This is a genomic window from Sulfurisphaera tokodaii str. 7 (genome assembly GCF_000011205.1).
GTDB classification, from domain to species: Archaea; Thermoproteota; Thermoprotei_A; order Sulfolobales; family Sulfolobaceae; genus Sulfurisphaera; species Sulfurisphaera tokodaii.
Genome location: NC_003106.2, coordinates 296,955 through 310,305, shown reverse-complemented (window position 1 = coordinate 310,305; position 13,351 = coordinate 296,955). Strand labels below are relative to the sequence as shown.

Here is a 13,351-nt window from a genome sequence, read left to right as displayed (position 1 = left end):
ATAGATACCTGAGAAATTAGGTAGTCTTATGTGTAAGTTACGTTATAATTATCATGTAAGAATTTTATTAGATTCTCCGTTTTTTATTCCTTCTTTTATCTCAATTGCTATCCTTCTACCTAAACTAATAGGCTTCCCGAAATAAAGTTTAGAATATTGACTGCCTATTCCCATATGAGCATTAGTACCGCCGCCTATTCTAGGGGCAACATCAAATACTACTAAATCTAATTCTGGTGTAACCATTGCTTGAAGTGTAAAGGGCCCTATTATACCAGGCGGTTCTAGTTTTTTTGTAGCTTCTACAAAAGCATATCCAATTTCAAAAACTTTTTCAAGTAAACTCTCTCTTATAGTAGCTGGTTCATGTCCTACTTCTATAAATCTTGGCAATCTATTAAGTTTAAGCTGTATTTCAGCTGGTAATCTGTAAAAGGAATCTAGATCGCTCTGTATTCTTCTATCTATGCTTAAAAGTTCAACTCTATTAAAAATTGGTGAATAGAAATAGTTTATATTAAAATGGGCACCCAATATATACTCTTCTATTACCATCTCATTAACACTTTTTTCATCTATAATACCGGCCTTCATTAAGGAATCTAATTTCTCATCAAAATCTTTTTTATTAACAGCAATGAAAAATCCTCTCTCAACTCTTCTTTTAGCTTCGGGTAATTTTACTATAACTGCACCATCAACTTCTTCAGGTTTATATATTTTAGGTCTTCTGATTTTAGCTTCATCTAATATTTTATAGTAATTTTTTTCTCCAGTCCTTTCTTCCCATCTTAACATCTTTCTATTTCCAAAATATTTAGTTCTCATTTTTTCTAGATTATCATAACCAACATATACTGCTAAACTTCTGTTAGGAATTATTATAGCATCTCTAGAAGTTAAGTAACTATCTATTTTTTCTGAAGCTATTTCTTTGAAATCATCTAAAATGATGCATTCATCTACGATTCTTTTAAATTCTAAATAAGGTCTTTCTCTACCTTTTTTACAAAGAGCTATAGTCTCAAAATTTTCATCTTTAGCTCCATCAAAAACATCAAGGGCAGAATGACTTGCAAGAGCAGCTATTCTAACCATTATGTTAACACCTGTTCTAACTTATTAGAGTTTATTGCTAATTTTATCTCTCTACTGATTCTTCTGCCAACGCTCATGGGTTCATCCCAATAAAGCCAACTATATGGACTTCCATTAACATAAAGATTAGTTCCAGCTACTATTCTTCCAGAGAATTCAAATACCACTATGTCTCCTTGATCAGTTACTACTGATTCTAAACAGAAAGGTCCAATCATTCCTGGAGGTACCAATTCTTTTACCGTATTAACAAAATTTTCACCGTATTCGTATACGAGGGGTAAAAGACTTTCTCTAGCCACTGCAGGTATGTTACCTACTACAACTAAAGTAGGGTCTATCTTAATATCTGCTGGAAGTCTTCTTAGTCCATCAATATTCGTTTCATACCTAATATCGATACCCATAATTTCTAGTCTATTTAATATGATACTATTGAAAAATTGAAAATACATAGGAACACCTATTACATATTCTTGGATTATTACTTCATCTATGCTTCTTATCATTTTTTGTTCTAATAATTTATTTAAACCTTCTTTTGCTTCACTTTTATTTCTAGCTATAAAATAACCTTTTCCTCCCTTAGCACCTGGTAACTTAATTATAACTAATCTGTCTATATCTTCTGGATTTTCAAATTGTTCGGGGATTTTTATTTTTGCACTCTTTAATAAACTCATTTTCTTTTTCTGATTGGCTTCCCATTCGAACAGATTCCTATTTCCAAAAATTTTTGTTTTTATCTTATTTACTCTTTCGGGTCCAATATATTCTACTAAACTCCCGTGAGGGATAAGTATACCGTTATTTGCAAAGTCATTAATATAATCTACTGCCTCATCTTCATTTTTGTATCCATAAACTTCATCTATGAAAGTAAATTGTTTGTAGAATTTTACTCTCTTTTCTGGCGTTACTAAAGCTGTTTTAAACCCTTCTTTTTTTGCTCCATGTAATATTTGTAATGATGAATGACTTCCTATCGTAAGTATGTACATTAATAAAAAATCACATATACTACTTAATAAATAATTTCTCCCGTGGAAAATTCAGTTTGTGTATTAGACTGGAGATACGGAAGCAAAGAGATGAGAGAATTATTCCAAAGAGCTACAATTCTTAAAAGAATGGCTACAGTAGAAGTAGCGTTACTTTATGCTTTATCAAAGATAGGTTTAGTAAGAGAAGAGGATGTACTGGTTGTGCAAAAAAACATAGACAAAATAAATATAAGCAGAGTAGAAGAATTAGAGAAGAAATTAGGACATGATGTTATGGCATTAACTGTGCATTTAGCTGAATTATCTGGCGAATCTGGTAAATTTATTCATTTTGGTGCTACAAGTTATGACATAGTAGATACAGCTAATGTATTAATTTTTAGGGATGCCATAAATATAATAAAGAAAAAATTAAAAAATATAATAATAATATTAATGGAATATGCTGAAAAATACCAAGAACTTGTAATGGTAGGTAGAACACATGGGCAACACGCGTTACCAATAACGCTGGGTTTTAAATTTGCAAATTACGTTTATGAGTTTACTCGTTCGTTAGAGAGGCTTAACGATACAAGCAAAAGATTACTTAAAATAAAAATGGCTGGGGCAGTAGGCACAATGGCAGGTTGGAAAGATAAAGGTTTAGAGATAGAAAAATATGTTTCAGAATACTTAGGATTACCTCCTCATGAAATCTCTACTCAGATAGCTCCTCGTGACGGATATACTGAGTTAGTCTCAGATCTTGCAATTTTAGCGTCTCAGCTTGACAGATTTGCCTTAGAAATAAGGGAGCTAATGAGACCTGAAATTTTAGAGTTAGCTGAAGGTTCTGCAGAATCAAGAGTAGGAAGTAGTACTATGCCTCATAAGGAGAATCCAGTAACTGCGGAAAAAATCAGTGGATTAGCCAAGGTATTGAGGGGCTTTGTAATATCTGAGCTAGAAAATATACCTTTATGGCATGAAAGAGATCTAACTAACAGCTCATCTGAAAGGATAATTCTTTCTCACTCTTTTCTTATAATGGATGAGATGTTAGAGAGTATGGAAGCTCTTTTAAGAAATCTAAGAGTTTACCCAGAAAATATGAGAAAGAACCTAGAACTCACTAAAGGTCTTATTATGGCTGAAAGCTTAATGATTAATCTTACATTAGCAAATGTTCCAAGGCATATAGCTCATGAACTTGTTATGAAAGTATCTAGAGAAGCAGAAAGAGAAGGGAAATCATTGCTTGAAGCTGCTTTAGACAATGAGGAAATAGTTAAAATACTAGGTAAGGAGAAAATAATAGAAGCATTAAATCCGTATAGCTATTTAGGAGAATACAAGAAATTAATAAGTAGAGCATTATCATATGCAAAGAATGTTATTGAACAGACGTAAAAATTTTATTTTGATACTCTAAATTATAATATGCCGCCGTAGCTCAGTCTGGTAGAGCGCCGGCCTCGTAAGGTTCCTAAGAAGGATCCAAGAAAGCCGGTGGTCCGGGGTTCAAGTCCCCGCGGCGGCTCTGTGATTACTATGAGTGAGCACGAAATTATAAAAAATATTATAGGGAAATATAGTTACGTAGAAGATGATGTATATGTAGATAAGGATAATAATATGTATAAAATTGATGGTTTTAAACTCGATTATACTTTCAATTTCATGGACTTTTATGACATAGGATGGAAAGCTGTTACTGCTGTAATGAGTGATATTTTTTCAAAAGGAGGAGTTCCAAAATTTATATTATCTTCTTTAGGGATAGATAAGAAATATGTATCACAGATAGAAGATATAGTAAGAGGAATTAAAGATGCTAGCGATTATTATGGTTCACAATATATAGGTGGTGATCTTAATTCTGCTTCTACTACTGGATGGATAGATATAGCTGGTGTAGGTAAGGCTATTTGTTACAAAGATGTAAAAAATATCCAAGAAAATGATATAGTTATAATAAGTAATTTTATAGGATACACATCTATTGTTTTTCTATCATATATCAATAATTGGAAAATAAAGCTTACTGAAACAGAAATAAATAAAGTTAGACACCCTATTATTAATAGAAGAATTAAGGATCTCTTTGAGAACTATTGCTCATCAATTAATTATTCAACTGATATAAGTGATGGTCTGATAGTATCTTTATATAACATTATTGAACGTTCTAAAAAAGGCATAGAATTACTAGATTTGCCTTTTTCGAAAAATGTTATTGAGAAAACTTATGAATATGGAATAAAGATCGATGATTTACTTAAATATGGTGGCGAAGAGTTTGAAACATTAATTGTCGTTAAGCATGACAATGCCTCAGAAATTATTGATTATATGGAATATCTAGGTTTTTCACCCAATATAATTGGAAGAGTAACTTCACGTGCTGTATTAGAATATAAAAAATCAATAATTAAAAAAACTGGTTGGGATAATTTTACAGGATGGTTTTAACCTAATTGATGGTATATACGGTGAAATTGTTTATATATATGCAATTCTTTATGTAGTAGATAGGTAAATATGGCACAGACTTCACAAGAGGAACCACAAGGCGGTTTTAGGCTATTACCAGCTCCTTCAAAGTTCGAAAACGGTGTTGTAAAATTCGGAGATAGAGAAATAAAAGTTGGAGGTCCATTGCCTAAACTGACTGAAAATGAGAAACTTGTCAGAGTTACAAGCTCCTTATGTCCAGTATGTTATAGATTATTGCCAGCAGTTATATTTGAAAAAGAAGATAAACTTTATATTAGAAAAATTTGCCCAGAACACGGAGAGTTTGAAGATCTATATTATGGAGATGTAGGCTTATACTATAAATTTGATTACTGGGAGTATGAGGGTAAAGGACCTAAAGTACCTTATGTTGATCTTAAGTCTCCTTGTCCATTTAACTGTGGATTATGTCCAATGCATCACCAGCACTCAGCACTAGTTAATTTAGTAATAACTAATAGGTGTGATTTATCTTGTTGGTATTGCTTCTTCTTTGCTGAAAAAGCAGGATACGTATTTGAACCTACCATAGAGCAAATAAAATTCATGGTAAACCAGCTAAAAAGACAAGATATAACACTAGTAATTCAAATAACTGGCGGAGAACCAACATTAAGAGAGGATCTAATTGAAATTGTTAGAGTATTAAGAGAAAGTGGAGTTAAGCATATTCAGTTAAATACATGGGGAGGAACTTTTGCAAAGATGTATTTTGAAGATCCAGAAAAAGCCATAAGATATGCTAGAGAGCTTAGAGAAGCTGGAGTTAATACTATATATATGAGTTTTGATGGTACTAATAGGAGGACGAATCCAAAGAATCATTGGGAGATTCCATATACTTTAGAAGTATTTAGAAAGGCTGGAATGACAAGTGTTGTACTTGTACCTACTGTTATAAAGACAGTTAATGATCAAGACCTAGGTAATATAGTTAAGTTTGCTGCATATAACTTAGATGTAGTTAGATCAGTAAACTTCCAACCTGTTAGTTTAACCGGGATGATGAAGAGAAACATGAGAAACAAATTTAGAATAACCATTCCAGAAGTACTTAAGAATATCGAGGAGCAAACGGATGGTGAAATTACAAGAGATAGCTGGTATCCAATAGGAACCTCTGTTGTATTCTCAAAACTTGTTGAAGCTTTAACTGGTAAAGAACAGTTTGAAATGGCTAATCATCCAAGCTGTGGAGCAGGAACATATGTCTATGTAGAATGGAGAAATGGAGAACCTCATTTTATTCCTATATCTAAATTTATTGATTTAGAAGGATTATTAGAATATCTAAAGGAGAAGACAGAAGAACTAAGAGAAGGAGGAAATAAATATTGGATAGGAATTAAGTTGCTATATAATCTCAGAAAGTTTATTGATAAGGAGAAGGGTCCAAAAGATTTCGATGTGTACAAGATGCTATATAATATTATAGTAAACCATAATTATGAGGCTCTAGGCGAATGGCATTATAGAACATTATTCTTAGGTACTATGCATTTCATGGACTTATATAACTATGATATTCAAAGAGTAATGAGATGTGATATTCATTATGTAACGCCAGATGGTAGGGTTATTCCATTCTGTACATATAATGTATTAAATGATTTATACAGAGATAAGATCTTAAAAGAATATCAAATTCCATTAGATAAATGGATTAAGATGCACGGAGAAGATAGTATTGGAGATGCAATGAAATACAAGAGAAATGCAACAAGACTTGAGCAAGGAGAAATATACCAGTTAACATACAAACCCTTCTTATAATCTCATATATCTTAAATGAATTTCTTTTTTACATTCACATATTTTACAATCTACAAGTTTAAGCTCTGGTGCTTCTATTCCTTTGAATCCTTCTCCATTTACTACTGAAACACCATTTCCGAAAATTTTAGGAGATATTGTTATCCTAATCTCATCAAAGCAATTATCCTTTATAAAATTCCATATAGTTCTTCCTCCTCCTTCAATTAGAATTCTTTTTACTCCTAAATTGTATAAGTCTTCTGCAATTATACAAGATGAAAGTTTTTCTAAAACTCTTATTTTTACTCCTTTTTTCTTTAATTCATTTGCTTTATCCTCATTCCTTAGATAAGCTTGGTAAGTAGTATAAATTATTGTATCAGGAGGTACACTAAATATATTTAGATTAGGATCAAAATTTAAGCTCTCACTTATTGTAACTCTAACAGGATTTCTTCCCTTAGCATACTTAACTAAAAGCTTAGGATTATCTATCCTTACAGTATTAGAACCAACCAATACAGCATCAACTTCAGTTCTTAAAATATGTAATCTCATTTTATCGTAAGGACAGCTTAGTTCACTATAATAGTCTTTTGAGGCAATTCTACCATCTATAGTAGTAGTACTGAATATTATAATATAGGGTCTCATTTTGAAATTTTCCCTTTAACACTTATTATAGGCACTAGGTCATGAAACCAAACCCTAAGCTCACATTTACTTCTTATGTTGCAGAGTAAACAGCAGTCTACGCAAACATTAATTTTTTTCACTCCACAGTATTTTGTTTCTGTAAATCTTCCGCATGAGTCACATCTTTCTTCGAAAACCAAAGCTCTTCTACCTTTTTACATTCATATGCGTTACATATATAATTTATCCTATTCATAATACCTGATATCTTGTTAACTCCACTAAAGATAATATTCTTATGTAGAACAAGAAGGGATCCTAAAGTAGGCGCTTTTGATTTAAATATGTAAATATCCTCTTCTATTTTCTTCGTAGTATCCTTAATTTCAAGATTTACTTTAGCTGGAGTATAGGATTTTTCTTTACCTATTCCCTTTCTAATGAGTATTGCATCCTCCTTACTTGCTACAATATATGGTATTTGTAGAAAAGATGAAATATAATTGGCTCCTCCAGAGACTTCCTCATAATGACTTGTTAATATTAGATAGTCTATTCCTTTATCGTATTTTGATAGTATTTCCTCAATTCCCTCTATTAATATACTAGAATCATTTCCATTACTACTATCGATTAGAATTACATGTTGATTGTTAGTAATAATTAAGTAACTGTTAAAATTTCCTTTTATTACGTATACATCTTTTAGAATTCTTGCTATCATAATACAAATAATGGTTTAATCGGTATCCCATTAATATGTTTACTCCATTCGTTACCGACGCTAGCTATTACTAAAACTCCAACTATATCTGCTCCAGCTTTTCTAATTAGTTTTGTTGCTGTAGTAATTGTTTTACCACTTCTAATTACATCATCAATAAGTAGTATTTTATCATTCTTTGAAATATAATCTTTTCTTAAAAAAATAGATGTTATAACACCATCTGCCTCCTTTAAACTTTCATCAATATAATCAATAAACATAGAATCTTTATGCTTTTTTATGATTATTAGAGGTTTAGCTAGAGCTTCAGCAGTTAATGTGGCAAAAGGAATCCCGTTAACAGCAACAGTAGCTATTTTAGTTATTTCTTTATTTTCGAAAAATCTATAATAATACATTTCAATTAATATCTTAAGTAAATTTGGATAAAATAGTAATCGTGAAGTATCAATATATCCGTCATCATGAATAATTATTTTATTAAGTAAGAATTTTACTAGGAAATCTCTTGATTTTAACTTGTCAAGTATCTCTTTTGCATGTACTTCACTTGGAATAGTAGAACCGTTAACGTATCTACATAATAAACTTTCTTGAATATTAAAGATTTTAGCAAGTTCTTTATAAGTGAAACTGTTTTTTAATTCTTTAAGTAAATCCACTACTGTTAATCTTAATCGTAAATCCTTGTCTTTTTGCATATTCAAATAAATATCACCATCTTCCTATTATTTTTGATGATCGAGGTTTTAAGTGCTGAGAAGTGATGAAAAACCCACGCTGTGATTATTTAATGCCTAGAATCTTCTTTATTAACTCGTTAGTTAATTGTGGATCAGCTCTTTTTCCAGTCTTTTTCATAACTTTACCAACTAGATAATTTATAACCTTAGGGTCATTCTTAGCCTTTTCAGCAGCATCTGGTTCTTCATTAATTACTTCTTTTATTACATTAATTAAGTAATCTTCATCTTTTATTGCAACAAGGCCTCTCTCTTTTATTATAGATGATGGCATTTTTCCTTCTAATACAATTTCAGGAAGAATTTCCTTAGCTATTTTTATTGTGATAACTCCATCATCAAGCAACTTTAATAATTCTACTAAATGCTGACTTCCAGCCTTGGATTGGGAAGGCCTTAGGTTTTTATCATTTAACCATCTTAAATAATCATTTATTAATAAATTGACTAATTTTTTATAATTACTATAATGTTTCGCAGTCTCTTCAAATAAATCAGCTAATGCTTTATCCATAACTAATACAGTTGCATCGTAATCTGAAATTCCATACTGAGTAACTAATCTTTTTATCCTTAAATCGGGTAATTCAGGTAAAGTCTTTCTTATTTCTTCTATGAGGTCCTGAGTTATTGGATATGGTGGTAAATCCGGATCTGGGAAATATCTGTAATCTTCTTCTGTTTCCTTTGTCCTAGTAGGTACTGTTACTTTTCTTTCAGAATCCCAATGCCTAGTTTCTCTTTTAACTGGTAAACCTTGTGCTATAGCAGCTTTTTGTCTAGCAATTTCATATTTTAACGCTTCTTCTACTTCTCTGGGCGAACCTATGTTCTTTATCTCAACTCTCTCTCCTCCTTCTACTGAGACATTAGCGTCTGCTCTCATAGCTCCTTCTAAATCACAATTACATACACCTAAGTGTTCTAATATAGATCTTAATTTCTCTAGAAATTCTCTCGCTTCTTTAGGTTCCGTCATATCAGGTTCCGTTACTATTTCAAGCAGTCCCATTCCAGATCTATTATAATCTAGTAACGTGTATTTGCTAGTTAGCATTGATCCCGTAGGATAGATTATCTTCGCAGGATCTTCTTCTATGTTTATTCTTCTTATTCTAACTGTTTTGCCTTCTCTTAATTTTAGATACCCACCTTTACTGATTGCAATGCTACCAGGTCCATCATATTGGGAGATTTGGTAGTTCTTTGCCATATCGGGGTAAAAATAGTGTTTTCTTACCATAATCAAAGAATTAGCTATTTCGGCATTGATGGCTAGAGCAACCATAATAGCTGCTTTTACAGCGTTTTCGTTTAATACTGGAATTGCGCCAGGCAAACCTAAGCATATGGGACATACGTTTGTATTAGGATCCTTCCCAGTATAATCACTAGGACAGGAGCAGAATAATTTAGTTTTCAATGATGTAAGATGAACGTGTACTTCTAGTCCTATTTTAACCATATTTATTGATGAAAGCATTTAAGGATAAAAATGTTTAACCAAATGCTCTATCTCCTGCATCACCTAATCCGGGCAAAATATATCCTCTATTATCTAATTCTGGATCTATAGATACTGTTATAATATTAACATCGGGATAAGATTCTAATATTCTTTTCAGACCATATTCGGATATTATTATAGATACAATAAAAATTCTCTTAGGCTTTTTGTCTTTTATTATATTTAACGCTTTGAGCATTGTACTCGCTGTAGCTATCATGGGATCTGCTATTATTACATTGTCTTTTATGTTTATTTCTGGTATTTTATTATAGAATATTTCAACTTCCATTTCCTTTGGATATCCTAAATTAACCTGTGTCTCCTTTCTACTAGCAGCTATTACACCAAGTCTAGCAGTTGGTAATGCTTTAAGAAGTCCTTCAACTAATGGTGTTGCTGCTCTTAGAATACTTATAATTACGATATTTTCCAAGTCATAGATATAGACTCCTTTAGCTTTTACACCTAAAGGAGTCTCTACTTCAATAATGTTGTAATCTAACATATTAAGAATTTCATATCCTATAATTCTACCTAATCTTACTAAAGTCTTCCTAAAAGTAATCTGATCTGTATTTTTAGATCTTAACTGAGTTAAAAAATGTAATGTAATTGGTTTAGATAATACAAAAAGAGGCATATATTTACCTCTTTGTTGTCAATTTTCTTGCTTCTCTCTCTGTTTCTCTAAGTATTAAAATATCACCTAATCTTACTGGGCCCTTTACATTTCTGGTTAAAATTCTTCCTTTATCTCTTCCTTCTAAAACTCTGACTCTAACCTGAGTTACTTCACCAGTAACACCAGTTCTATCTAGAATTTGTATTACTTCAGCTGGGAATCCAAATTCTTCAATTACCGAAGACTGAGCTTGTGATTTTTCTTTTTCGCTCATTTTCTTATTCCCTTAGTAATCAAAAAACCAATTCACTTAAATACTTCACTCTCTGTATTATCATGAGATGCCCTCAATTAAACAGTGCAGTTTCTGTGGAAAAGAAATACCGCCAGCAACTGGTTTAATGTATATAAGAAATGATGGTAGTATATTATGGTTCTGTTCAAATAAATGTAAAAAATCAATGTTGAAGCTACATAGAGATCCTAAAAAGTTGAAATGGACAAAATCATATATAGGTGGTAAGTGATGAGTATCCAAAGAACTTTTGTTATGATAAAACCAGATGGTGTAAGAAGAAATCTTATTGGCGAAATAATTTCTAGATTTGAAAAAAGAGGTCTTAAAATTATAGGCTTAAAAATGGTTAAAATAGATAGACCTACTGCAGAAAGACTTTATGAAGAGCATAAAGGTAAATCATTCTTTGAGGAGTTAATTAGCTATATAACTTCTGGTCCAGTAGTGTGTATGGTAATCGAAGGAGATGAAGCTGTTAGTGTTGTTAGAAAAATGATAGGAAACACTGACCCTAAAGAGGCTCCACCAGGTACAATAAGAGGTGATTATGCCTTAAGTAAAGCAGAAAATGTTATACACGCTTCAGATAGTGAAGAAAAGGCAAAAAGAGAAATGAGTATATTTTTCAAAGAAGAAGAGCTAGTTACACCTTTAGCCCAAGTGCATATGTAGGGTCATTAACTCTTTTTATATTAATTATTTCCTTTATAACTTCTTTCATATCATCTGTGATTATATCTTTATATTTGGTTAATAGTATCTCTAAATCTTCCTTTGGTACATCAGTGTAGAGTATTTCTCCTTCATCAATTTGTCTTCCTACCATTATATTTCCCTTTATAGAAACAGCTACTTCCATTCCTTTAGTAGCCCTATCTACACTTTTTTTATTATCTTGAATTTGAAGTATCTCACCCACTCTTTTACCATCTTTTTTCATAACTGGAAACTTTGGCCTTATTATTCCTCCTAGCACTTCAACACCTACTATTACTGGATCACTTCTACGGAATACATAACCTGGTATTAACCTAAATTTGCCTGGAAGAATTAAAGAATCTAGAGTTCTTCTCTTTTCACTTTCTCTTACTTCTGTTATATACTTCTCTATATCATCTATTAATTGGTATATTATTTCGCTGTAAATTAACTTAATGTTATTTGGGACTTCTATGCCTTGTAATGGTTTTACTCTAAATGCGGCTATAATTCCGTATTCTTTTGCTTCTTGTAAAGTAAGTTCAGCTTCAGTTATATCTTTTTTTGTTATAGGACCTATATCTGCTAATCTAATCGGAATGTTCTTTTGTTTTAGTCCTTCAACTATAGCTTCTAAACTTCCTAAACTATCAGCTTTAACAACAATACCTGCTATGTTTGCATTGTAATATTTTACACTAGCTATTTCTTCTTGTATAATTTTCTTGTATTCTTCAATTTGTTGCTCGTTCTCTGCTACAAATAACGGAGAACCTGCTAATGCATTTTCGAGTTCTGGTGCATAAATCTTAACACCTGCAGCAGCATAAACTTCATCAATTTGTGTTAAGTCTGTCTTAACTACTTTGATGTCTTGCAAAGGCTTTGGTACAAGAATTGACCTTACCTTTGTTACAATTGGCCCGTTTAGACCCCCAATTATAATTGTATCATTCTTCTTTAAGATCCCATCGTATATAATAACATCAATAGTATATCCGAGCCCTTGTAATTCTTTTACCTCTAATATAACACCTTTAGCCGGTCCTTCGGCAAATCTTAATTTTGTTTTCATATAATTCTGTGTTAATCCAGCAAGTAGAGCAAGTAATTCAGCTATTCCTTCGCCTGTCTTAGCTGAAACAGGTACTATTGCAACTGTTTTAGTGAAATCTCTTATACGATCGAACCTATCTGCATTGAAGCCTAATTCTGCTAATTGTCCTACAAGCCTATATACGTAATTATCTAGTTGAGTTTGTACATCTTTTCTTTGGCTTTTTATACTTTCTAAGAAGGAATAAGTATCTATTGGTTTCCAGCCAGGTATTCTGTCAATTTTATTTGCGGCCACTAAGAAAGGAACTTTTCTACTTCTTAATATCTCTAAGGATTCATAAGTTTGTTTTTGAAACCCTTCTACTACATCTACGACAAGAATAGCAATATCTGCAACACTCCCCCCTCTTCTTCTTAGATTACTAAATAGTTCATGCCCTGGAGTGTCAATAAAGAGTAATCCAGGTATTTCAAGTTTAATTGGAAATGTCTTTTTCAATGGTTCTGCTATTTTCTCTATTACACTCGTAGGAACGAAGCTAGCTCCTACTTCTTGAGTCATTTCCCCTGGTTCCTTTTTTACTACTGCAGTTCCTCTAATTTTATCTAATAATGTTGTTTTACCGTGATCTACATGGCCTAAAACCACTACAATAGGTTGTCTAAGTCTTCTACTTTGTAACTGTTGAGACATAATCTTT

The 13,351-nt window shown here is 31.9% G+C and carries 14 protein-coding genes and 1 tRNA gene; 6 read left to right on the top strand and 9 right to left on the bottom strand.

The features are described 5' to 3' along the window. Window positions 1–51: 51 nt before the first annotated feature. Together STK_RS01630 and STK_RS01625 are read right to left on the bottom strand one after the other, a co-directional pair. The gene (locus tag STK_RS01630; RefSeq protein ID WP_052846248.1) at window positions 52–1,101 is read right to left on the bottom strand and encodes a formate--phosphoribosylaminoimidazolecarboxamide ligase family protein; all 1,050 of its coding nucleotides are present in this window, start codon (window positions 1,099–1,101) and stop codon (window positions 52–54) included. Next, complete coding sequence (locus tag STK_RS01625; RefSeq protein ID WP_010978242.1) at window positions 1,098–2,099, bottom strand: formate--phosphoribosylaminoimidazolecarboxamide ligase; 1,002 nt, start codon at window positions 2,097–2,099, stop codon at window positions 1,098–1,100. Before STK_RS01625 ends, STK_RS01630 begins: the two co-directional genes overlap by 4 nt. A gap of 42 nt (window positions 2,100–2,141) precedes the next feature. Here STK_RS01625 and purB point away from each other — a divergent pair, with 42 nt between their 5' ends. From purB to tes, 4 genes are all read left to right on the top strand, one after another. Continuing rightward, window positions 2,142–3,494 (top strand): adenylosuccinate lyase, encoded by a 1,353-nt coding sequence (gene purB, locus STK_RS01620; protein WP_010978241.1) that lies wholly within the window; start codon window positions 2,142–2,144, stop codon window positions 3,492–3,494. Between the two features lie 32 nt (window positions 3,495–3,526). Next, window positions 3,527–3,624: transfer RNA gene (locus tag STK_RS01615), tRNA-Thr, on the top strand. Between the two features lie 11 nt (window positions 3,625–3,635). After that, window positions 3,636–4,556 (top strand): thiamine-phosphate kinase, encoded by a 921-nt coding sequence (locus STK_RS01610; protein ID WP_052846246.1) that lies wholly within the window; start codon window positions 3,636–3,638, stop codon window positions 4,554–4,556. 69 nt (window positions 4,557–4,625) lie between these two features. Next, window positions 4,626–6,374 carry a tetraether lipid synthase Tes gene (gene tes, locus STK_RS01605; RefSeq protein WP_010978239.1) on the top strand — a complete coding sequence of 583 codons (1,749 nt, stop codon included), beginning with the start codon at window positions 4,626–4,628 and terminating at the stop codon, window positions 6,372–6,374. Here the strand turns inward: tes and STK_RS01600 are convergent. The 6 genes from STK_RS01600 to STK_RS01575 form a co-directional block, all read right to left on the bottom strand. Continuing rightward, window positions 6,369–7,010 (bottom strand): 2,5-diamino-6-(ribosylamino)-4(3H)-pyrimidinone 5'-phosphate reductase, encoded by a 642-nt coding sequence (locus tag STK_RS01600; RefSeq protein ID WP_010978238.1) that lies wholly within the window; start codon window positions 7,008–7,010, stop codon window positions 6,369–6,371. The genes tes and STK_RS01600 overlap by 6 nt on opposite strands. A 118-nt stretch (window positions 7,011–7,128) precedes the next feature. After that, complete coding sequence (locus tag STK_RS01595; protein ID WP_010978237.1) at window positions 7,129–7,716, bottom strand: hypothetical protein; 588 nt, start codon at window positions 7,714–7,716, stop codon at window positions 7,129–7,131. Next, entirely contained in the window at window positions 7,713–8,420 is a 708-nt protein-coding gene (locus STK_RS01590) for a phosphoribosyltransferase family protein (RefSeq protein ID WP_010978236.1), read from the bottom strand. The genes STK_RS01595 and STK_RS01590 overlap by 4 nt, the downstream gene beginning before the upstream one ends. 85 nt (window positions 8,421–8,505) lie before the next feature. Further along, on the bottom strand, window positions 8,506–9,927 hold the full coding sequence (gene gatB, locus STK_RS01585) for an Asp-tRNA(Asn)/Glu-tRNA(Gln) amidotransferase subunit GatB (protein ID WP_052846244.1): 1,422 nt from the start codon (window positions 9,925–9,927) through the stop codon (window positions 8,506–8,508). Window positions 9,928–9,961: 34 nt separating this feature from the next. Next, window positions 9,962–10,612: a uracil phosphoribosyltransferase gene (gene upp / locus STK_RS01580; RefSeq protein ID WP_010978234.1), complete on the bottom strand. Its 651-nt coding sequence runs from the start codon at window positions 10,610–10,612 to the stop codon at window positions 9,962–9,964. 4 nt (window positions 10,613–10,616) lie between these two features. Continuing rightward, the gene (locus STK_RS01575; RefSeq protein ID WP_010978233.1) at window positions 10,617–10,868 is read right to left on the bottom strand and encodes a 30S ribosomal protein S28e; all 252 of its coding nucleotides are present in this window, start codon (window positions 10,866–10,868) and stop codon (window positions 10,617–10,619) included. A 67-nt stretch (window positions 10,869–10,935) separates the two neighbouring features. On the opposite strand from STK_RS01575, the gene STK_RS01570 reads away from it, so the two are divergent. Both STK_RS01570 and ndk read left to right on the top strand, forming a co-directional pair. Beyond that, window positions 10,936–11,121, top strand: coding sequence for a 50S ribosomal protein L24e (locus tag STK_RS01570; RefSeq protein ID WP_010978232.1), 186 nt, complete (start codon window positions 10,936–10,938; stop codon window positions 11,119–11,121). Next, complete coding sequence (ndk, locus tag STK_RS01565) at window positions 11,121–11,564, top strand: nucleoside-diphosphate kinase (protein ID WP_052846241.1); 444 nt, start codon at window positions 11,121–11,123, stop codon at window positions 11,562–11,564. Before STK_RS01570 ends, ndk begins: the two co-directional genes overlap by 1 nt. Here ndk and infB read toward each other — a convergent pair. Next, on the bottom strand, window positions 11,536–13,344 hold the full coding sequence (infB, locus tag STK_RS01560; protein ID WP_010978230.1) for a translation initiation factor IF-2: 1,809 nt from the start codon (window positions 13,342–13,344) through the stop codon (window positions 11,536–11,538). The genes ndk and infB overlap by 29 nt on opposite strands. Window positions 13,345–13,351 lie beyond the last annotated feature (7 nt).